Genomic DNA, 21145 nt, shown 5'->3' with positions numbered 1-21145 from the left:
CTCCGGCCGCCCCCGCGGCAGAAGCCGATGCAGCTCTCCTACCCCCGTGGCCTCCGGTCACCCAGATGAGGCGCGCGGCCCCCGACCGGTGGACCTGGTTGATCTGATGACCGCGACGGGGCAGCGAGCATGGTGGAGAACCTCACGGCTGATCGATCCCAGAAGGACCGAACCGACGGCGCCCAGGCCGCGAGAACCCACCACGAGCAGGTCCGCCCGCGTCGAGGCGGCCAGCAGTGCCGGCACCGGGCGCGCACGCGTCACCTCCGAGACGACCTCGACCTCGGGAAACCGCTCCCGCCAGCCGGCCAGCCGCTCCTCGGCCACCCGGCGCTGTGCGCACCGGATCTCTTCGCTGTCTCCGCCCGCCTCCGCCGAGAACGCTTGAAGCGGCGTCTGCCAGGCGTAGACCGCGCGCAACCCGCATCCGCGTAAAGCGGCCTGCTCGAAGGCGAACCCGAGAGCGGGTTCGCACTCGGCGGAACCGTCGACACCCACGACCACCTCGCCGTACGCCTCGGCACGGCCCTGCCTGACGACCACCACCGCGCCGCGTACGTGGCCCGCCATCCGGATGGGAACCGAGCCGAGCGGCGATCCGGCGAAACCGCCCAGGCCGCGGTTGCCGACCACCAGTTCGACCGCCGTTTCCGCCTGCCCGCACAGAACGTCGGACGGCGTTCCCTCGATCAACTCGGTGGTCACCCGGACATCCGGCCTCCGCTCCACCGCCACCTTGGCCGCCTCGGTGAGCACCTGCTCGCCGAAGCACGCCAGCCGGCCGGGCCGGTCCGGTGCGGGAAACCCAACAAGATCGTGCGGCCAGCGGTCCATGACGTGAACGATCCGCAGGGACATCCCCCGGCGGACGGCGTCGTCGACCGCCCACTCCAGGGCCGCGGTGGCGGCGGCCGAGCCATCCGTTCCGACAGCGATCGATTCGGTCATCACTTCCCCCGCAGCCCATCGGATCGCGGCACCGGCGCCTTCCCACAGGGGCGATCGTCCCTGGGCGGGGGGACCTTTGTCCCCTCCCGTACACAATGCCCGACCTCCCGACGAAGGTCCCTGCGCCATAGGGCCGATCAGCCCTAAAACCGCCGTGAACAGTGCCGTACCGTGCAGACGGAAGGGGGTACCCATGACTCTCCCGGCAGTCAGGGCAAGCCACTTCGCCTCCGCTCCCATCACCGGCGTCGGCCTCGTCACCGATCTGGCACAACCACAACTTCACGGGAGAAGACGTGAACCCCTGGCTCCTCATCTATGACGGCTTCGACCCCACCCAGGAGGGGCTGCGAGAGGCGCTGACGACGCTCGGCAACGGCTACTTCGCCACCCGGGGCGCCGCGCCGGAGTCACACGCCGACGGGGTGCACTATCCCGGCACCTACGTCGCCGGCTGCTACGACCGGCTCGTCTCCCAGGTCGCGGGACACCCGGTGGAGAACGAGGACCTCGTCAATGTGCCGAACTGGCTGTCCCTGACCTTTCGCGCCGAAGACGGCGACTGGTTCGCTCCCGGCAACGCCGAGATCCTGGCCCACCGCCACACGCTCGACATGCGCCAGGGAACTCTCACCCGATTCCTGCGGATACGCGACTCCCAAGGCCGGATCACCCGAGTGGAACAGCACCGCCTGGTCTCGATGGACGACCCACACCTGGCCGCCCTCACGATGACGATCGTTCCGGAGAACTGGAACGGATCACTGGAGATCCGCTCGGCACTGGACGGGCGCGTCACCAACGCCGGAGTCGCCCGCTACCGCGAGCTGGACGGCCGGCATCTCGTTCCGATCTGCGGGCACGCCGCCCACGGCGTGATCGAACTACTGACCCGCACCGCCACCTCCCGCGTGGAGATCGCACTCGCCGCCCGCACCACACTGGCCGACGGGCGCTGCCGCGCCGGCGTCGAGGAGGGCTGGGTCGGCGACGACCGCACCGTCGAGGTGAAAGCCGGCGACGAGGTCACCGTGGAGAAGATCGTGGCCCTCTACACCTCCCGCGACAGGGCGATCGCCGAGAGCGAGGCCGCCGCGAGAAGCGCCGTCGTACGCGCGGGCTGCTTCTCCACCCTCCTCAAACGGCACACCCGGGCCTGGGACCGGTTGTGGCAGCGGGCGCACGTCACCGCCCAGGACACCGAGGTGCAGCAGATCCTCAACCTGTACGTCTTCCACCTGCTGCAGACGGCCTCCCCGCACATCGCGGAACTCGACACCGGCCTACCCGCCCGGGGCCTGCACGGCGAGGCCTACCGGGGCCACGTGTTCTGGGACGACCTGTTCGTCATCCCCTTCCTCGCCCCACGCCTGCCCGAAATCACCCGGGCACTGCTCAGGTACCGGTGGCGCCGCCTGCCCGAGGCACGCTGGGCCGCCCATGCGGCCGGATACGCCGGAGCGATGTTCCCCTGGCAGAGCGGAAGCGACGGCCGGGAGGAGACACCGCGCCTGCACTTCAATCCCCGCTCCGGCCGCTGGCTCCCCGACCGCTCACACCTGCAGCGCCACGTCGGCCTGGCCGTCGCCTTCAACGTGTGGCAGCACTACCAGGCGACGAAGGACACCGCCTTCCTGGCCGGTTTCGGCGGCGAGTTGCTGCTGGAGGTGGCCCGCTTCTTCGCCTCACTCGCGACCTGCGAGAAGGGGCGCTACGCGATCCGCGGCGTGATGGGCCCGGACGAGTATCACGACGGCTACCCCGACCGCGCCGAACCCGGACTGGACAACAACGCCTACACCAACGTCATGACCGCCTGGCTGATGCGCCGGGTCCTGGACATGATCGGCCTGGTCGGCTCCGAGGGGGTCGGCCAACAGGAGATCGAGCTGTTCACCGCCCTGACCCGGCGAATGCGGGTGGACTTCCACGAAGGGGTGATCAGCCAGTTCGAGGGGTACGCGGGCCTGGAGGAGCTGGACTGGGCCGCCTACCGGAAGAAGTACGGAGACATCCGGCGGCTGGACCGCATCCTCGAAGCCGAAGGCGACACGCCGAACCGGTACAAGGCCTCCAAACAGGCCGACGTGCTCATGCTCTTCCACCTGCTCGGCGAGGAAGGGCTCGACGAGATCCTGACCGGCCTTGGCTACGAATGGGACGCCACAATGGCCAGGAACACCGTGGACTACTACCTGGCCCGCACCTGCCACGGCTCGACGCTGAGCGCCGTCGTCCACGCCGGAGTACTGGCCCGCCTGTGCCCCGGCGCCTCACACCCCTTCCTGACGGAGGCGCTGAACAATGACGTACGAGACCTCCAGGCGGGAACCACCTCCGAAGGAATCCACCTGGGAGCGATGGCCGGGGTGGCCTGCCTGTTCGAGGCAAAAACCTGATCATCGGCCCTCGCCGCCGGCTCGGCGCCGAAGACGTCAGGACCGCTCACCGCACGACGGCAGGGACCCTCGTCCTTACCACCGGCACTCCGGGAAGGATAACCTCAGGACATGATTCGCGTGTTCCTGGTCGACGATCACGAAGTGGTACGGCGCGGCGTGGCCGCACTGCTGGAATCCGAAGGCGACATCGAGGTGATCGGCGAAGCGGGAACCGCCGAGTCGGCGGTGGCCCGCATTCCAGCACTACAACCGGACGTCGCGGTTCTGGACGTGCGCCTGCCCGACGGCAACGGGGTGGACGTGTGCCGTGAGGTCCGCTCCAAAATGCCGGGACTGGCCTGCCTGATGCTGACCTCCTTCGCCGACGACGAAGCCCTGTTCAACGCCGTGATGGCGGGCGCCTCCGGTTACGTGCTCAAACAGATCCACGGCTCAGACCTGGTCGGCGCGGTACGCACGGTGGCGGGCGGCGAATCGATGCTGGATCCGCAGACGACCTCCGCCATGCTGGCGCGACTACGCGACCAGGCCGTCAAGAAAGACCCCCTGGCCGCCCTGTCGGACCAGGAACGCCACATCCTGGAACTGATCGGCGAAGGCCTGACCAACCGACAGATCGGCGAGCGAATGTACCTCGCCGAGAAAACGGTCAAGAACTACGTCTCCAACCTGCTGTCCAAACTGAACATGCAACGCCGCACCCAGGCCGCCGCCCTGGTGACACGACTGAGGACCAACCACCCCGAATGAGCGGACCTTCGGCTAGGTGAGGGACGCGCTCCAGGTCAGGCGGGTCCCCGCCGCCGGAGAGGACTCAACCGAGAAGGACCCGCCAAGCCGTTCGGCCCGCTCCTTGAGATTACGCAACCCACTGCGCCTGCACCCCCCGGGCACCCCGGCCCCGTCGTCCACCACGGTGAGAACGAGCCGATCGCCTTCGATCTCAACGGTCACCTCGGCCCTGGAGGCCCTGGCATGCCGCACGATGTTGGACAGAGCCTCCCGCAGGGCGGCCAGCAGGTGCTCCGCGACTCGCTCCGGCACGCCACCATCCAGCGGCCCCTCCATCATCAGGCCCGGCATGAAACCCAGATGGGCCCGCGCGCCCTCGACCAGTTCCACGATCTGCGCGCGCAGACCGCGACCGCCTTCCTGAAGAGGAGCCTGCAGGGCGAAGATCGTCGAGCGGATCTGCCGGATGGTCCTGTCCAACTCGTCGATCGCGTTACGCAACCGCTCAGAGGCCTCAGACCGCTCCACGAACCGCGCGGTGCCCATCAGCGTCATGGCGACGGCGAACAACCGCTGAATCACCACATCGTGCAGATCCTTGGCGATCCGGTCACGATCCTCCAGCAGGCTCAGCCGCTCGGCGTCCACCCGCCTCTCCGCCAACTCCAGGGCGACCGCGGCCTGCCCGGCGAAGGAGTGCAGGGTGCGCAACTCCGCCTGGCTGAACGGGACACACCCCGGATGCTTACCCAGCAGCAGCACACCCCGCACCCCTCCCGCCGCGCCGATCGGCACCGCGGCCACCGTACCCGGCGGGACACGGCCGGTGATCACGGTCAGAATCTCCGCCTCGGCCGAATCGGTGACCATAAGCGGCTCACCGCTGGTGAAGGCCAGACCGGCAAGAGAGTCGGCGACAGACGTCTCCGCATGAACCGCCTGCTCACCACCCGGCCCGTCGGCGACAGCCGCTCGCAGGACCTGCCCGCCCTCCTCGGGCAACAGGACCGCGACGAGATCGGCACCGGCCATCTGCCGCGCTCGCCGCGCGATCAACGTGAGCACCTCTCCCGGCTCCGCCCCCGACAGCAGACTGGTGGTGACCTCCGCCGAGGCCTGCAGCCACATCTCCCGCCGCCGGCTCTCCTCATACAGCCGGGCGTTCTCGATCGCGACACCGGCGGCGGTGGCCAGCGCGGTCACGATCGCCTCGTCCTCGGCGTCGAACTCCCCTCCCCCACGCTTCTCCGTAAGGTAAAGATTTCCGAAAACCTCCTCACGCACCCGGATCGGCACCCCCAGAAACGACCCCATCGGCGGATGGCCGGGCGGAAAGCCGTACGACTCCGGATGATCACAGATGCGAGCCAGCCTCAGCGACTGCGGTTGTTTGATCAGCAGGCCGATCAGGCCAAGGCCGTGCGGCCAGTGCTCGATGCCCGCGATCTCCTCCTCGCTCAACCCCACCGGGACGAACTGAACGAGTGTTTTCTCCTCACCGATCAGCCCCAGAGCGCCGTAGGTGGCGTCGACAAGGGAGATCGCGGTCTCCACGATCCGGCGCAGCACGGTCTCCAGATCAAGCTCACCGCCCACCGAGACGACCGCGTCCAGCAGCGCGTGCACCCGGTCACGGGTGGCGAGCACCGCCTCCAGACGCACCCTCAGCTCCGACAGCAGCTCGTCCAGCCGCATGTGCGGTACCAACGCGCCGGGTTCGAACTCCCCCATACTGCGAAGTCTCGCACCCCGGCACGGGACGTGCGCTGCCCCACCGGGTTGCCCCCACTTTAAGATCGAAAAGCGCCGGACCAGCGGAGACACGGTTCCAAGGCGGGTACATAGCCTCCATACGGGCGCGGCCCGGCTTCCGTCCCAAGGTGGTGCTCATGGCAGAACCCGTCATCGTCGGCGTCGACGGCTCGGACTCCTCACTCCAAGCCGTGACCTGGGCCGCACGAGAGGCCGCCCTGAGGAACGCGCCCCTGCACCTGGTACACGTCACCCTCCGCTGGGCCTACGACGTCCCCCTCGTCCCGCAGCCCGCCCACTGGGGACCCGCGGCGGAGTCCGCCTCCCGGAGGCTGCTGCGCCATGCCTCCGAGCGGGCCCTCGCCGCCGCCCCCACCGTGACGGTCAGCACCGAGATCGCCGACGGCGCCACCGCAGAGGCGATCATCGCCGCGGCCGAAACCGCACAGATGATCGTTGTCGGCAGCCGGGGCCGCGGCGGATTCGCCGGGCTGCTGCTGGGCTCGGTCAGCCGCGCCCTCGCCGATCGATCCCCCTGCCCGGTGGTGGTCGTGGGCCAACCCCGCACCGAGCACGGCACCGAGATCGCCGTCGGCGTCACCGGACGCCCCGGCCAGGAACACATCCTGGAGTTCGCCTTCCACGAGGCCATGCTGCGCGGCCTCCCCCTGCGGATGGTGCACGCCTGGATCCATCCGGCCGTCAGGGCACCCGGCGACATGCAACCGCTCGTCTTCGACCTCGAAGGTGTCGGCCAGGAAGAGGCGCGCCTGCTGGCCGAGTCCATCGGTGGCTGGCGGGAGAGGTTCCCCGACGTGCCCATCGTCGAGCAGGTGGTACACGAACACCCGGCCAGAGCACTCATCGACGCCTCGGCCTCCGCCGAACTGGTCGTCGTGGGCGCCCCCGGCTCCGCGTGGCTCCTCGGATCGACGGTGCACGCCCTTCTCCCCCACGCCCACGCGCCCGTGGCCGTCATCCAGCACGCGCGCCGGGTCTGAGCTCTCGCTCCGCACTGCCGGGCCGGTCGATGGTTTGTCGGGTTTTTGGTTATTTAACCTCGACCAGTGCCTTTACAATGTAGATCGCTAAATATGGCCATTCTGCCCGATGTGGTCGCGCGGAACGGCCACCTGGAACGTCAGACCTGCCGCCCCGGCCAGGAGAACAGGGCCGTCTCCCCTGGCCGGGGGGCGTTCAGCCGACGCTCGCCGGCTGGTAGGTGAGGATGACGACTCCCGAATCGAACGTCACGGTGTCCGTGAGCTCCAGGGTCGCCTCGGTGCCCTCACGGAACAGCCGCTCCCCCTGGCCGCGGACGACCGGGTAGAGCCAGATCCGGTACTCGTCGAGGAGGCCGTGCTCCATGAGCGTGTCGGTGAGCCGGCCACAGCCCCAGATCAGGATGTTCCCGTCGAGCTGCTCCCTCAGCTTGGCCACCTCGGTGACGAGGTCGTCTCCGTGGATGATCGTCGAGTTGTTCCACTCGGCCTTCTCCAGGGTCGAGGAGACCACGTACTTGGGAATGTCGTTCACCCGGTCGGCGTAGGGGTTGCCGCTCATCGACGGCCAGGCCTGCGCCATACCGTCGTAGGTGACCCGTCCCAGCAGGAGGGCGTCGGCGGCGAAGAGCAGGCCGAGGGCGTACTCGCCGCTCTCCGCGTTCGCGTACTGCATGGACCACAGATGGGGGTTGTCGATGAAACCGTCGAGCGTCGCGTAGGTCGAAGTGATGACCTTACCCATTGGTGTCTCCGTGATTCCGGCGTTCGGCGAACGCGCTGTTGGGTGAAACGCCCCGCGGTCTTCCGCGGCGCGAGGGATTTCCTACGGTCGTGTCCTGCGTGGTTCAGACGGTGTAGGGACGTCTGGCGCGGGCCTCGCGTAGTGCGTGGGCCCACCAGGTCAGCTGGTCCAGAGTGGTCTTGACCGCGGTGTCACACGGCGCGCCGACTCTGGGCCAGCTGCCGTCGGCGGCGAACTGCTCCCAGTAGCGGGGCAGCGCGACACCGTCGCGGATGGCCACCGCGTGCAGCTCGGTGAACACCTCACGCAGCTGCGCGGCGGCCAGCAGACCGCCGGAGTCGTTGCCGTAGGAGACGAACGCGACGGGCTTGGCCCGCCACTCCGGGTAGAACCAGTCGATGGCGCTCTTGAGCGGAGCGGGAAAGCTCCGGTTGTACTCGGGAGTCACCACCACGAACGCGTCGGCATCGGCCAGGCGCGGTGCCAGCGCCGCCACCGGGGCGGGCGGCGCCTCGTCCTCGGCCGTGAGCGTGCCGGGCAGGGCGACCTCGGCCAGATCGATCAGATCGATCTCCAGGTCGGCCCGCCTGCGCGCCCGCGCCACGAACCAGGCCGCCACCGTGGGACCGAACCGTCCGCGACGGGTGCTGCCGACGATGACCGCCACCCTCAACCGGTCGCTCTCATGCGTCTCCGCCATCTCCGGCCTCCTTCGCCTCCGTGTCCGGCTCGATGTGCTCCATCCTGTCTGGAGGGACTTACGGTCTTCTTCTCGCGGACTTACCGTCGGCTGTTGTGATCGACACGAACCCGGTAAGCCGTTCTCCTATGTCGGGTTATCGTGTCGATCATGCGCTTTGGGATACTGGGGCCACTGGCCGTGTGGACGACGGACGGACGACCCGTCACGATCCCCGGGGTGAAGGTCCGCGCCCTGCTGGCCGACCTGCTCCTGCACGAGGGACGCCCGGTGCCCGCCGACCGGCTGATCGACGACCTGTGGGGCGAGGACCCGCCGGCCAATCCCGCAGGCACTCTGCAGGTCAGGGTCTCGCAGCTACGGCGCGCGCTGGAGGACGCCGAACCCGGTGGCCGGGAGCTGGTCGCACACCACCCGGCTGGATATCTGCTGAAGGCCGACACCGACGCCGACGGCTTCCGGTCGCTGGTCGCCGAGGCGGGAAGGACCGGCGACCCGCGGACCAGAGCGGCGCTGCTCACCGACGCGCTCGCCCTGTGGCGCGGCCCCGCCCTGGCCGACTTCGCCGACGAACCCTTCACCGGCCCCACCGTCGCGCGCCTGCACGAGGAGTTGCTCACCGCCCACGAAGACCACGCGGAGACCCGCCTCACCCTCGGTGAGCATGCCCGGCTCGCCGCCGAACTGGGCGATCTGCTCACCCGGCATCCCCTGCGAGAACGGCTGCGCGCCGCCCACATGCGCGCCCTCTACCGCTCCGGACGGCAGACAGAGGCACTCCGCAGCTACGAGGAACTCCGCGACCACCTCGCCGACGAGCTCGGCCTCACCCCCGGCGCCGACCTCGGCACCCTGCATCGGGCCATCCTCACCCAGGACCCCGCCCTCGACCCGCCGGCGCCACCCACCAGCGCCGCCGGACCCGCCACCAACCTGCCCACCCCTCTCACCCCCCTGATCGGCAGAGACCACGCGGCCACCGAGCTCCGCGCCCTGCTGGGCGCCAACCGCCTGGTCACCCTCACCGGTCCCGGCGGAGTGGGCAAGACCCGCCTCGCCGTCAAAGTCGCCGGACACCTGACCGGCCCCTCCCCCGAGTCGCCCGCCGTCCCCTTTCCCGACGGCGTGTGGCTGGTCGAGCTCGCCTCGCTCGACCGGTCCGGGGCGTCGGACGCGGTGTCCCGGCTCGCTGAAACGATCATGACGGTGCTGGACATCCGAGCCCCCCTCGCCCCATCGGAGCCGATGTCACCTCGAGACCGGCTCACCGGCGCCCTGAGCTCCCGGCGGCTGCTCCTCGTGCTCGACAACTGCGAGCACCTCGTCGAACCGGCCGCCGAACTCGTCCGGCACCTGCTTGAGGCCGTCCCCGCGCTGCGCATCCTCGCCACCAGCCAGGAACCGCTCGCACTGACCGGCGAGGTGATCTGGAACGTCCCGCCCCTGGACACGCCCCGCCTCACCGAGACCGACCTGCCGACACTGCGAAAAACCGGTTCCGTACAGCTGTTCGTCGCCCGGGCGTCCGCCGCCGGCAGGGATTTCACCCTGGACGCCGACACCGCCCCGGCGGTCGCGACGCTCTGCCGCCGCCTGGACGGCATCCCGCTGGCCCTGGAACTGGCCGCCACCAGGGTCCGCGCCCTGGGAGTCCACAACCTCGTCGACCGCCTCGACGACCGCTTCCGCCTCCTGGCAGGCGGGCACCGCGGCGCCCCACCCCGCCAGCAGACCCTGCACGCCATGATCGACTGGAGCTGGGAGCTCCTTACCCATCCGGAACGTCTCACCCTCCAGCGCCTGGCCGTTCACACCGGCGACTGCACCCTGCACGCCGCGGAGAACGTCTGCGCCGCCGAGGACCTCGCCTCCGCCGACGTCCCCGACCTCCTGGCACGCCTGGTAGACCGCTCCCTGGTCACCGTCGTCCACACCGCCGACGGCCCCCGCTACCGTCTCCTGGAATCGGTCGCCGCCTACTGCGCCGAACATCTCCGCCGGACAGGCGAGCTCGAACGCCTGCGACAACGCCACCGGCACCACTACACCGACCTCGCCGAACAGGCCGCGCCGCACCTGTACGGACACCGGCAGCAACGCTGGCTGCACCGCCTGGACACGGAGACCGCCAACATCCGCACCGCGCTCGACACCGCCCTCGGCGCGAAGGACGCGGCCGGCGCGCTACGCCTGGTCAACGCGATGGCCTGGTACTGGTTGCTGCGTGGACGGCTGACCGAAGCCCGGCGATCCCTGGCCTCCGCACTGGCCCTCGCCGACGAGGCGTCCGCCTCCCGGACCTCCGCGCTCCGCGCCGGTGCGCTGGCCTGGGAGACCGGAATCGGTTTCCTCCACGGTGACGTCGCGGATCGAGAGGATCGCCGCCGCGCGGCCCTGTCGATGTACGAGGACGCGGGCGATCCCGCCGGGCGTGCCAGGGCCGAGTGGTTTCTGGCCCACACCGGCATCGACCTGGGCGACCTGTCGGTCGCGGAGGACCTGCTGGACCAGGCGCTGCCGGCCTTCCAGGCGGCCGGTGACCGGTGGGGGACGGCCGCGGCCCTCGCCACCCGGGCCAAGCTCGCGCACGTACGAGGTGACCTGGCCGCGCTCGGACGCGACGGCGAACGGAGCGCGGAGCTGTTCGGCGAGCTCGGCGACCGCTGGGGCAGGCTGGAGGCCACCGGCTGGCTCGGCGCTCTGGCCGAGATGACCGGTGATCTCCAGCGGGCCGACCGGCTGCACCGGGACGGCCTGCGCATGGCGGAAGAACTCGGACTCTGGCCCGAGGTCGCCGGGCGGCTGGCCTGGCTCGGCTGGACCGCCCTGCAACGCGGCGACTACGCCCAGGCCAGGGAGACCTGTGAGCGGGCACTACGGCTGGCGGCCGAGCAGGGCCACCGGACCGCGCAGATCTTCGCCACGATGGGGCTCGCCTTCGCGGCCCGTAGGGAGGATCTTCTCGATCTCGCCGAGACCCACCTGCGCGACCTGTTGAACGGTGCCCCCGAGCAGAGCGCGGAGGAGACTCCGCCCCCGTACCTCCCCATGATCATGAGCGAGCTGGGATTCGTCGCCGAGCAGCGTGGCGACGCCGCCGCGGCCCTCGCCTCGCATCTGAAGTCCATCGACCTCGCGGCCAGATTCGAAAGCTCCCGTGAGATGCCGGGCACCCTGGAGGGCCTGGCCGGGGCACTGGCCCTCGCCGGAGACCACGACGGCGCCGCCCTGCTCCTGGGTGCGGGGTCCGCGGCCCGCGCGTCGAACTCCCCACCGCCTCCCACGGAACGCGGCGACATCGACCGGATCACCACACGGGTGCGTGAAGCGCTGGGCGCGGACCGCTTCACCGCCGGGTTCGAACGCGGCGGCACTCTCACCTCTCAGGAGATACGGTCCCTGCTGGCCCCACCACCGGCCACGCCCGAGACGGCCGCGGCACGACCGCACCCGGAGTGAGCCCCGGCCTCGGACCGGGACGGTTCTCCGGAACATGGTCCTCGCGAAACGGACGAGCAGCTCGAAATAGCCGCCCGGAACCGGCGTGGACAGGGGAGGTCGGGCGGGGACCCGGTATGACGGGGCGCCGGGAGCGGCCAAGGACGCTCCCGGCGGGTGTCCCGTCAGGTGCGCAGGCCGGCGGTGAGCTCGTCGGTGCGGGCCCGGCTGCCCCAGAACCACTCCACGCAGCCGCCGGGCGAGTCCGCGGGTGGTGTACGCCGGCTCGACTGAAATCCCCCTCCCGTGGGAGGGGGAGGATGTCACATGAAGTAACGCAGCCAGACGTACGCCCAGGCCATGAGCGTGCTCAGCACCGTCACCACGATTCCGTACTTGGTGAACTGCCAGAAACTGATCGGGTGGCCCGTCCGCGCCGCGATCCCGATCGCGACCACGTTCGCGCTGGCCGCCACCGCCGTACCGTTGCCGCCGAAGTCGGCACCCAGCGCGAACGCCCACCACAGCGCCTGTCCGGTCGCCGCGTCGGGTGCCTGCGCCACGATCCCCTCGACGATCGGTGCCATCGTCGCGACATACGGGATGTTGTCGAAGAACGCGCCCAGCACGCTGGAACCGAACAGCAGCGACGTCGCCGCGAGGAAGTAGTCGTCGCCGACCGCCTCGATCGCCCACGTGCCCACCGTCGCGATCACGCCGGTCTCGACCAGACCCGCGACCATCACGAACAACCCGATGAAGAACACCAGCGTCGGCCACTCGACTTCCGACAGCACCTCGGAGACCGAGACCCGCGACAGCAGGAGCATCACTCCCGCTCCCACGAGCGCCACGATGGACGGCTCGATGTGCAGCACCGCGTGCAGCCCGAACCCCACCACCACCGCGGCGAGCACCGCCAGGCAGCGCACGAGCAGCTTGGGATCGGTGATCGCCCGCCGCTCCTGCAGTGCCATCACCGCGGCGACATGCTCGGGGTTGTACTGGAAGGACCCTCTGAACAGCACCTTGGTCAGCAGCACGAAGGCGACGAAGATGACGACCACGACGGGCGCCATGTGCACCAGGAAGTCGTTGAACGTCAGTCCCGCCCTGCTGCCGATGATGATGTTGGGCGGATCTCCGATGAGGGTCGCCGCACCGCCGATGTTGGAGGCCAGCACCTCCGCGATCAGGTACGGCTGGGCCGGAATCCGCAGCCGGTCGCACACGACCACCGTGACCGGCGCCACCAGCATGATCGTGGTGACGTTGTCGAGGAAGGGCGAGGCGATGGCGGTGATCACCATCAGCATGACCATGAGCCGGTAGGGATCGCCTTTGGAACGTTTCGCCGCCCAGATGGCCAGGTAGTCGAAGATCCCTGTCTGCTTGATGATCCCTACGATGATCATCATTCCGAGTAGCAGGAAGATGACGTTCCAGTCGATGCCCTCGTGCTCGGAGAAGAACACCTCGGAGCCCGGTATCAGCCCCAGAACCGCCATCGCGCCCGCGGCGACAAGGACCACCTTGACCTTGTTCGCCTTTTCGGTGGCGATGAAGAAGAACGCGACGAGGAAGATCCCTAGGGCGAGCAGCGCGCTCAAGACTCACCGAGGCCGAAGACGGCCAGGCTGGTGAGGAGCCGCTCCAGGGTGATCGCCCCGGCCAGCGAGCCGTCACGTTCCACCACTGCCACGATCGGACTGCGTATCCTGGCCATCAGCGCGGCCACCTCAAGCAGGTTCGCGTCCACCGGGACGGTCACCGGCCTGGCGTGCTCGCGCGGCAGGCAGTCACCGACCGTGCGATTGCCCAGGTCCTGCCAGAACTGGTCCGCGTAGGCCTCGTCGATGGTCCTGGCCAGCGCGGGATCCTCCTGGTAGGAGCCGGGCACGGCCAGCCTCAGCACCTGGGTGCCCGGAAGTACCAGCTTGGGCCGCGAGCGGTCGTCCACGATGATGAGTCCGGGCAGGCGGCCGATCACCATGACCCGTACGGCCTTCGCGACGGAGTCACTCGTGGTGACCGTCGGAAGGCTCACCGCGATGTCGCGCGCTTGCATGGCACCTTCCTGTCGGGTGAGATGGCGCACCGCGGGCGGCGTGCTCACGGTGTCCCTCCTGCGATCTCGGCCATCCGCTGTTCGAGGATGGCCAGCCTGTCGTCCACCGACCGGCTGTGCAGGACCTGGGCGATCTGGTCGGCCTCGTCCTGCGCCAGGTGGATGGCCTGCGAGGGCTCATCACCCCCGCCGTACACCAAGATCCGCCGGGATCCGTTCCTGTCCACCATGACCGCCAGGTTCTGGCCGTCTCGGGTGACGAAGTGGAACAGGACCCCTTCACCGGGCACAGTCGTACGTGTGATGTTCATATCGGTGGTCACTCCCTTCCACTCGAAGCCGCGGTCACGAGGCGAGTCGTTCCGCCCAGCGGATCAGGTCCTCCTGGAGTCGCACCTCGACACGGGTGAGTGCCACGAGCGTCACCTCGACGCCCCAGTGGCAGGCCCCGTCATAGGCGTCGCCGGCGAGATCGACACACCGGGACAGCCGCGACAGGTCGCGCTCCCCGACGTACCGGCGGATCTCGGCTTCGGCTGCGGCCAGCATGGCGGCGCCCGGCGAACCCGGATAGGAGGCGCACGCCGCGGGATCGGTGACCAGAGCCCGGGCGACCGCGTTGACGGTTATCGTGACACCGTCACGGGTGGCGGCTTCCAACCAGAGGATGCCGACATCGTTGGTACTCATCGCCTCTCCTGCCTGTTGGTGTCCGCCGCCCCTCCATCCCATCGGTGTCGCGGCTCTGTCACCATCAGGGCCAGCACCCATCTGATCAGGGGTGGAACGTGCAGAAGCGGCACGAGAAGATGGGAGACGCCCCCCATGGACAAGCCGTTCGGCGGCCGGGAGGCTGATGAGATGAGCGAGCGCCCCGAAAAGGTGGCAGGAACGCGCAGCCCGGCGCGCATCCTGTTCAAACGCCTGTTCGTGATCAACGGGCTGGTCTTCACGGTCGGCACGCTGGTGCTCGCGCTCTCCCCCGCCACCGTGTCCTCGCCGGTGCTGCTGACCGAGATCCCGGTGCTGACGGTCGGCCTGGCGCTGATACTGGCCGCCAACGCGCTGCTTCTGCGCACCAGCCTGGCCCCGCTCGAGGCGCTCACGGCCCTGATGCAGCGGGTGAATCTGCTGCATCCGCTGGACCGGCTGCCCAGCGACGGCAACGGCGACCTGACCCACCTGATCGACACGTTCAACGCGATGCTGGACCGGCTGGAGGCCGAGCACAGCGCCAGCAGCGCCCATGCCCTGGCCGCGCAGGAGGGTGAGCGACGGCGCATCGCCCGCGAGCTGCACGACGAGATCGGCCAGAGCCTCACCGTGGTCCTGCTGAGCCTCAAACACGCCGCCGACCGTGCACCCGACGATCTACGGGAGGAGCTGCGCGGGGTGCAGGAGAGCGTCCGCGCCAGCCTGGACGAGGTGGGGCAGGTCGCCCGCCGCCTGCGCCCCGGCGTGCTGGAGGATCTCGGCCTGCAGAGCGCCCTCAACGCGCTGAGCAGCGACTTCTCCCAGAGCAGCGGCGTTCCGGTGACCCGCAGGGTCGATCCGGAACTGCCCTCGCTGAGCGAGGACGTCGAACTGGTCATTTACCGCATCGCCCAGGAGGGCCTGACCAACGCGGCCAGGCACGCCTGCGCCTCCCGAGTCGAGCTGTCCCTGACCACGGGGCCCAGCGGCCTGGAGTTGCGCATCACCGACAACGGCCGCGGTGGCGTGCGCCAGGACGGGGCGGGGATCCGCGGGATGCGCGAGCGCGCCATGCTCATCGGCGCCCGCCTGACCGTGACCTCTCCCCAGGGCGGCGGCACCGACGTCCGGCTCACCGTGCCGGCCGAGAACAAACAAGGAAGCCGATGAACCCCACCAGGATCCTGCTGGCCGACGACCACGCCCTGGTCCGCCGCGGGCTGCGGCTGATTCTGGACGCCGAGCCCGACCTCACCGTGGTGGCCGAGGCCGCCAACGGCGCCGAGGCGGTGGAGGCGGCCGTACCTGAGGCGGTCGACCTGGCGATCCTCGACATCGCGATGCCGCGGATGACCGGCCTGCAGGCGGCCCGCGAGATCTCACGGCGCGCGCCCGGCATCCGGCTGCTGATCCTGTCGATGTACGACAACGAGCAGTACTTCTTCGAGGCGCTCAAGGCGGGGGCCTCGGGGTACGTGCTGAAGTCGGTGGCCGACCGCGACCTGCTGGAGGCGTGCAGGGCGGCGATGCGAGGCGAGCCGTTCCTGTATCCGGGCGCCGTCACCGCCCTGATCCGGCACTACCTGCAGCGCGACAGGCTGGGAGAGGCGATTCCGGAGAGCATCCTGACCCCGCGCGAGGAGGAGATCGTCAAGCTGATCGCCGAGGGCAACTCGGCCAAGCAGATCGCCGAGACCCTGTTCATCAGCGCGAAGACAGTCGATCGGCATCGGGCCAACATCCTGCAGAAACTCGGCATGCGCGACCGGCTCGACCTCACCAGGTACGCCATCCGCGCGGGCCTGATCGAGCCGTGAGGGCATCGGGGACCCGGCCGCCCCCGCCGCTCCTTCGTGACCTTCGGATCAGCCCGGCCCGCGTTCTTCCAGCACATCGGTGACCGGCCGCCGGATGCCCTCGCTCTCGTCGGAGGTGAAGCCCAGGCGCATGATCATTTGGGGGTGCTCGCCCGACAGCAGTTCCTGCCGCAGGAACTCCCGCAGGTGGAACATCTCCAGCGCCTGGGTGTGGAAGGCGGCGCTGACGTCGTAGGCGGAGGCGTGCAGCAGGACCCGCTGTAACGCCTGGCCCGCCACGATCCAGTCCTCGCGGGAGTCCCCCGGCGTGGTCAGCACCGCCACGGTTCCGGTTGAGGTGGAGCGGAACTGGTCGGCGTCGTCGCCCCAGGGGTGACCGTGGGTGTAGTCGCGCTGGGCGAAGTGCGGACGGGTCCGTCTGGGCTCGCGTGGGTAGCCCCGCGCCGGAACCCCGTCCGTGCGGGGGCTTCCCGGCGGCTGTGCCCAGCGGATCATCTCCAGGGTGAGCAGCCGGTTCTGGGACTGCACGTCCTCGGCGGCGCAGGTGAGCGCGGCGAGCACCCGGACGGCGGCCTCGGACTTGACCGGCGTCAACCGTGCCCCCTCGGCGCTCGCCTGGCAGACGAACGCCTCGATGAGACGGTCCGCCACGGGCACCTCGGTGAATCCGGCGCGGTGGGTGCGGCGGCGTTCGATCTCGGCGTACAGCAGCCGGGTGTGCTCGTCCGTGGCGACGGCCGCCCCCATCCGTACCGTCGCCAGCAGGGCGGGGCGGTCGGGGTCGGGCAGCACGCGCATCTGCGGTTCGCAGCCGAGCACGCGCAACGCGAGCCGCACGTTCATCAGGGCGGCGCCGCAGCTGATCAGCATTTCCCGGCCCTCGGGATCGCCGAGCCGTAGTTTCCGCTCGCTGTCGGCCCGCAGGGCGATCTCCTCACCGTCGACGGTGAAGGACCACGGTTGAGTATTGTGCACCGATGGTGCCCACACGGCGGCCTGGATCGCCGTGTGGATCGCCGAGGTGATCTCCTCGGTGGTGCGAGCGATCATGACTCAACCTCCATCACGGGTAAAGGAATCGTCAGCCCCGTGGGACCTGGGCAGGACGGGGACCAGGCGGAACATCCCCGTCATCAGCTCCGGCGGCTCCTCCTCCTCGGTGATCAGGCCGGCCACGGCCCGCAGCACGTCGGTGACGGTCACCATGCCCACCAGCCTGTTGGACTCCCCCAGCACGGGGACCGCGTCGACACCGGCGCCGATCATGGCCGCCGCCGCGTCGACCAGGCGCGCGTCGAGGGTGGTGTGCGGGCAGCGGTGCTCGGCCAGCAACGAGTCGACCTGAGCGCGCGACTGTTCGACCGGGCCGCCTGACCAGCGGGCGGCGAGATCCTCCTGGGTGAGGACACCGCGCAGGCAGCCGTTCCGGTCGACGACCGGCAGGTGATGGACACCCGCGCGACGCATGATCTCCCAGGCCATGAGCGGGGACTCGTCGGGTTCGACGACGACCAGCGTCCGGCTCATCACCCGCGCCACCCTGAGGCTCTGCACGTCCATCACGACTCACCCCGGGCATGGCGTGTCGTCGAACCCGGCACGGCGTCGTCACCGGCCCACCAGGAAGGCGAGCCTTCCGTACCCACCACCTGCGCTGTCATCTTCTCCCCCTCCGCCTCTCCCCTCCATCAGACCGGTTCCCCACGTTCTCCGCAGTGGCCGAAAGACCCGCTCGCCGGGGACTTCCGGCCCCCATCTTCGTACCCTGCCCGTGGTGGAATACCGGCTGAGGGGAACATCCCCCGCGAGGGCGATTCACCCCGAGGCGGCCCGCCGCCCCGCCGGGTACTGTTTTCCTCTCGGAAGGGGAGAGGGGCGGTGGCCGAAAAACCCGCAAAGCCCCTGCACGGTCAGATTGACGATGCCAGATCTTTGCTCGTTCTGTTCTAATGGGAGATTTTGATGACCGAACATATGGCAACCCCGGGCGACCTGGGCCGCCGGCTGGCCAGGCGACGCGAGGAGTTGCAGCTGAGCCGCGAGCAACTGGCCGACCGGGCCGGCATCGACCCCGGATATCTCGGCTATCTGGAGGAGACCGCCGCCTCCCCCACCCTCGACACCGTGCGCAAACTGGCCACCGCCCTGAACACCGACATTGAGGAGCTCCTCGGCGCGACGATGAACCTGCCCTCCGGGCACGGCCGCCCCGCCCCCCACGCCCACCTGGAGAAGCTGCAGCCCGAGGAGTGCCTGCGGCTGATCTCCCCCGGCGGCGTCGGCAGGGTTGCCTTCGAGGAGCCCGCGGGACTGACGATCCTGCCGGTCAACTACGTACTGCACGACAACTCGGTGATCGTCCGCACCGCGGTCGGCGGCCCCCTCGACAGCAACCTGCGCACCGGCGTCCAGGGGGTCGAGTTCAAGATCTCATTCGAGATCGACCGGATCGACGACGCCGCCCGCGAAGGATGGAGCGTGCTCATCCGAGGTGGCGCCCACCACGTCTCCGCCGACGAGCAGGCCGAGGCCGCCGCCTCGGGAGTCGAGCCCTGGGCGGGCGGCGACCGCGAGCTCTATCTCAGGATCTTCCCCAGCGAGATCACCGGACGGCGCATCCGGCACACTTCGTGACAACCGGCAGGACATTCGCCCGCCGCCGAGTCGGCGGGCGGTACCTCCGTGCCCCATCGGCGCCGCCCGGGAGAAAACGGCCCATCCGCTTACCGTGGCCAGGCTGAGCAGCGCGGATATCCACTCGGCAGCTGGGCAACAGGTGATTGTTTGATGGCCAGCTACTCAGGAGCACGGATATGTCAAGCGAGGAGACGGCGAAGAGCCGCCAGCTCGACCGGTACCGCGTCAACGCAGACGACGGCCCGCTCACGACCGACCAGGGCATTCGCGTCGAGGACAGCGACAACTCCCTGAGAGCCGGAGTGCGCGGCCCGACGCTGATGGAGGACTTCCACTTCCGGGAGAAGATCACCAGGTTCGACCACGAACGCATCCCCGAGCGCGTGGTGCACGCCAGGGGCGCCGGAGCCTACGGTTACTTCCGGCTCCATGACTCGCTGGAGGAGTTCACCTCGGCGCGTTTCCTGTGCGACACCTCGCTCACGACTCCGGTGTTCGTCAGGTTCTCCACAGTGGCGGGCTCACGCGGCTCGGCCGACACGGTGCGGGACGTGCGCGGTTTCGCGACCAAGTTCTACACCGAGCAGGGCAACTTCGACCTGGTCGGCAACAACTTCCCCGTCTTCTTCATCCAGGACGGCATCAAGTTCCCCGACTTCGTGCACGCGGTCAAGCCCGAGCCGCACAACGAGATCCCGCAGGCGCAGTCGGCCCACGACACCTTCTGGGACTTCGTCCAGCTCCAGCCGGAGACACTGCACATGATCATGTGGCTGATGAGCGATCGGGCCATCCCGCGCAGCTACCGGATGATGCAGGGCTTCGGAGTGCACACCTTCCGGCTGGTCAACGCCGAAGGGCGCGGTACGTTCGTCAAGTTCCACTGGCGGCCCGAGCTCGGTACCCACTCGCTGGTGTGGGACGAGGTACTGCGCCTGCAGGGCAACGACCCCGACTTCAACCGGCGTGACCTGTGGGACACGATCGAGGCCGGTACCCCGGCGCGCTGGGAACTGGCCGTGCAGCTCGTGCCCGAGGAACGGGAGCACGAGTTCGACTTCGACCTGCTCGACGCGACGAAGATCATCCCGGAGGAGGTGGTGCCGCTGCGCCCGGTGGGCACGCTGGTGCTCGACCGCAACCCCGACAACTTCTTCGCCGAGACCGAGCAGGTCGCCTTTCACGTGGCCAACGTGGTGCCGGGCATCGACTTCACCAACGACCCGCTGCTGCAGGCCAGGCTGTTCTCCTATCTCGACACACAGCTCATCAGGCTCGGTGGCCCCAACTTCGCGCAGATCCCGGTCAACCGGCCGGTGGCCACGGTCAACAACGACCAGCGCGACGGTTACCACCAGGGCGCCATCCACACCTCCCGCACCAGTTACTCGATCAACTCGATCAGTGGCGGCTGCCCCATGGCCGGGGACGGCTACGTCCACTACCAGGAGCGGGTGGACGGACGGAAGATCCGCGAGCGCAGCCCCAGCTTCGCCGACCACCACGGTCAGGCCCGGCTGTTCTGGAACAGCATGTCGGGCTGGGAGCGTGACCACATCGTCGCGGCCTTCCTGTTCGAGCTGGGCCATGTGCGGCGCAAGCCCATCAGGGAAGGCGTCCTCGCCCAGCTCGCCGGTGTCCACACGGAGCTGGCCACCCGGGTGGCCCAGGGGCTGGGCCTGCCGGTCCCACCGGCCCAGGACGGTCATGACCTGGCCTCTCCCGCGCTGAGCCAGGCCGCCCAGCCACCGGCCGGTATCGCCACCCGCAAGGTCGCGATCCTGGCGGCCGACGGAAGCGACGCGGACGCCCTGGCCCCGGTGCGGCAGGCGCTCGAAGACCGGGGAGCGATCTGCGAGGTGCTGGCGCCGCACGAGGGTCAGGCCGGACCGCTGAGCGTGGACCGTTCTTTGGGAACGGTCTCCTCGGTGCTCTACGACGCGGTCCTGCTGACCGACGGCGCGGCCCTGTCGGCCGTCGGGAACGCCGTCCACTTCGTCAGGGAGGCTTTCAAGCACGGCAAGGCCATCGGCGCGGTCGGCTCGGGCACGACGCTGCTGGAGACGGCGGCGCTCCCCGGATCCCCGGGGGTGGTCACCGGAGGCGACGGCCTCAGCGAGGCGTTCGCCGAGGCGATCGCCGTCCACCGCCACCACGACCGCGACATCACCGGCTTCGCCGCCTGACTGCGGCAGAGGCCGGGAACCCAGAA

At 69.4% G+C, this 21145-nt stretch carries 18 protein-coding genes; 8 read left to right on the top strand and 10 right to left on the bottom strand.

The window, feature by feature from the left end:
- Positions 1-57: 57 nt before the first annotated feature.
- The gene (locus ABT130_RS09520) at positions 58-948 is read right to left on the bottom strand and encodes a universal stress protein (RefSeq protein ID WP_350954271.1); all 891 of its coding nucleotides are present in this window, start codon (positions 946-948) and stop codon (positions 58-60) included.
- A gap of 296 nt (positions 949-1244) precedes the next feature.
- On the opposite strand from ABT130_RS09520, the gene ABT130_RS09515 reads away from it, so the two are divergent.
- Both ABT130_RS09515 and ABT130_RS09510 read left to right on the top strand, forming a co-directional pair.
- Positions 1245-3347 carry a glycoside hydrolase family 65 protein gene (locus ABT130_RS09515; RefSeq protein WP_350954269.1) on the top strand — a complete coding sequence of 701 codons (2103 nt, stop codon included), beginning with the start codon at positions 1245-1247 and terminating at the stop codon, positions 3345-3347.
- Between the two features lie 111 nt (positions 3348-3458).
- Positions 3459-4100: a response regulator gene (locus tag ABT130_RS09510; protein ID WP_350925996.1), complete on the top strand. Its 642-nt coding sequence runs from the start codon at positions 3459-3461 to the stop codon at positions 4098-4100.
- A 12-nt stretch (positions 4101-4112) separates the two neighbouring features.
- On the opposite strand, the gene ABT130_RS09505 is transcribed toward ABT130_RS09510, so the two are convergent.
- Positions 4113-5813, bottom strand: coding sequence for a sensor histidine kinase (locus tag ABT130_RS09505; protein ID WP_350954267.1), 1701 nt, complete (start codon positions 5811-5813; stop codon positions 4113-4115).
- A 158-nt stretch (positions 5814-5971) separates the two neighbouring features.
- Here ABT130_RS09505 and ABT130_RS09500 point away from each other — a divergent pair, with 158 nt between their 5' ends.
- On the top strand, positions 5972-6835 hold the full coding sequence (locus tag ABT130_RS09500; RefSeq protein WP_350954265.1) for a universal stress protein: 864 nt from the start codon (positions 5972-5974) through the stop codon (positions 6833-6835).
- Positions 6836-7031: 196 nt separating this feature from the next.
- On the opposite strand, the gene ABT130_RS09495 is transcribed toward ABT130_RS09500, so the two are convergent.
- Together ABT130_RS09495 and ABT130_RS09490 are read right to left on the bottom strand one after the other, a co-directional pair.
- Positions 7032-7580: a dihydrofolate reductase family protein gene (locus tag ABT130_RS09495; protein ID WP_350954263.1), complete on the bottom strand. Its 549-nt coding sequence runs from the start codon at positions 7578-7580 to the stop codon at positions 7032-7034.
- Between the two features lie 103 nt (positions 7581-7683).
- Complete coding sequence (locus tag ABT130_RS09490) at positions 7684-8280, bottom strand: NADPH-dependent FMN reductase (protein WP_350954261.1); 597 nt, start codon at positions 8278-8280, stop codon at positions 7684-7686.
- 150 nt (positions 8281-8430) lie between these two features.
- On the opposite strand from ABT130_RS09490, the gene ABT130_RS09485 reads away from it, so the two are divergent.
- Complete coding sequence (locus ABT130_RS09485) at positions 8431-11739, top strand: AfsR/SARP family transcriptional regulator (protein ID WP_350954259.1); 3309 nt, start codon at positions 8431-8433, stop codon at positions 11737-11739.
- Between the two features lie 302 nt (positions 11740-12041).
- On the opposite strand, the gene ABT130_RS09480 is transcribed toward ABT130_RS09485, so the two are convergent.
- Genes ABT130_RS09480 through ABT130_RS09465 form a run of 4 tightly spaced genes read right to left on the bottom strand, consistent with a single transcriptional unit; the run spans position 12042 to position 14476 of the window.
- Positions 12042-13328, bottom strand: coding sequence for an ArsB/NhaD family transporter (locus ABT130_RS09480; protein ID WP_350925984.1), 1287 nt, complete (start codon positions 13326-13328; stop codon positions 12042-12044).
- Positions 13325-13786, bottom strand: coding sequence for a CBS domain-containing protein (locus tag ABT130_RS09475; RefSeq protein ID WP_030914291.1), 462 nt, complete (start codon positions 13784-13786; stop codon positions 13325-13327). The genes ABT130_RS09480 and ABT130_RS09475 overlap by 4 nt, the downstream gene beginning before the upstream one ends.
- A gap of 44 nt (positions 13787-13830) precedes the next feature.
- Positions 13831-14097, bottom strand: coding sequence for a cation:proton antiporter regulatory subunit (locus tag ABT130_RS09470; protein ID WP_350925982.1), 267 nt, complete (start codon positions 14095-14097; stop codon positions 13831-13833).
- A 34-nt stretch (positions 14098-14131) separates the two neighbouring features.
- Positions 14132-14476 (bottom strand): SPFH domain-containing protein, encoded by a 345-nt coding sequence (locus tag ABT130_RS09465; RefSeq protein WP_350954257.1) that lies wholly within the window; start codon positions 14474-14476, stop codon positions 14132-14134.
- A 135-nt stretch (positions 14477-14611) separates the two neighbouring features.
- Between ABT130_RS09465 and ABT130_RS09460 the strand changes: the two genes are divergently transcribed.
- Positions 14612-15649 (top strand): HAMP domain-containing sensor histidine kinase, encoded by a 1038-nt coding sequence (locus tag ABT130_RS09460; protein WP_350954255.1) that lies wholly within the window; start codon positions 14612-14614, stop codon positions 15647-15649.
- A complete protein-coding gene (locus ABT130_RS09455; RefSeq protein ID WP_350925976.1) occupies positions 15646-16296 on the top strand; it encodes a response regulator in 651 nt (216 codons plus the stop codon). Before ABT130_RS09460 ends, ABT130_RS09455 begins: the two co-directional genes overlap by 4 nt.
- A gap of 48 nt (positions 16297-16344) precedes the next feature.
- On the opposite strand, the gene ABT130_RS09450 is transcribed toward ABT130_RS09455, so the two are convergent.
- Together ABT130_RS09450 and ABT130_RS09445 are read right to left on the bottom strand one after the other, a co-directional pair.
- Complete coding sequence (locus ABT130_RS09450; protein WP_350954253.1) at positions 16345-17346, bottom strand: Acg family FMN-binding oxidoreductase; 1002 nt, start codon at positions 17344-17346, stop codon at positions 16345-16347.
- A gap of 3 nt (positions 17347-17349) precedes the next feature.
- Entirely contained in the window at positions 17350-17856 is a 507-nt protein-coding gene (locus ABT130_RS09445; protein ID WP_350925972.1) for a CBS domain-containing protein, read from the bottom strand.
- 402 nt (positions 17857-18258) lie between these two features.
- Here ABT130_RS09445 and ABT130_RS09440 point away from each other — a divergent pair, with 402 nt between their 5' ends.
- Both ABT130_RS09440 and ABT130_RS09435 read left to right on the top strand, forming a co-directional pair.
- Positions 18259-18930: a pyridoxamine 5'-phosphate oxidase family protein gene (locus tag ABT130_RS09440; RefSeq protein ID WP_350954251.1), complete on the top strand. Its 672-nt coding sequence runs from the start codon at positions 18259-18261 to the stop codon at positions 18928-18930.
- A 179-nt stretch (positions 18931-19109) separates the two neighbouring features.
- Entirely contained in the window at positions 19110-21119 is a 2010-nt protein-coding gene (locus ABT130_RS09435) for a catalase (protein WP_350954249.1), read from the top strand.
- The last annotated feature ends 26 nt before the right edge of the window (positions 21120-21145 follow it).

Origin of the sequence: Streptosporangium sp. NPDC001681, assembly GCF_040298085.1 — a bacterium.
GTDB lineage: Bacteria > Actinomycetota > Actinomycetes > Streptosporangiales > Streptosporangiaceae > Streptosporangium.
This window is presented reverse-complemented; position numbering and strand designations above follow the sequence as displayed.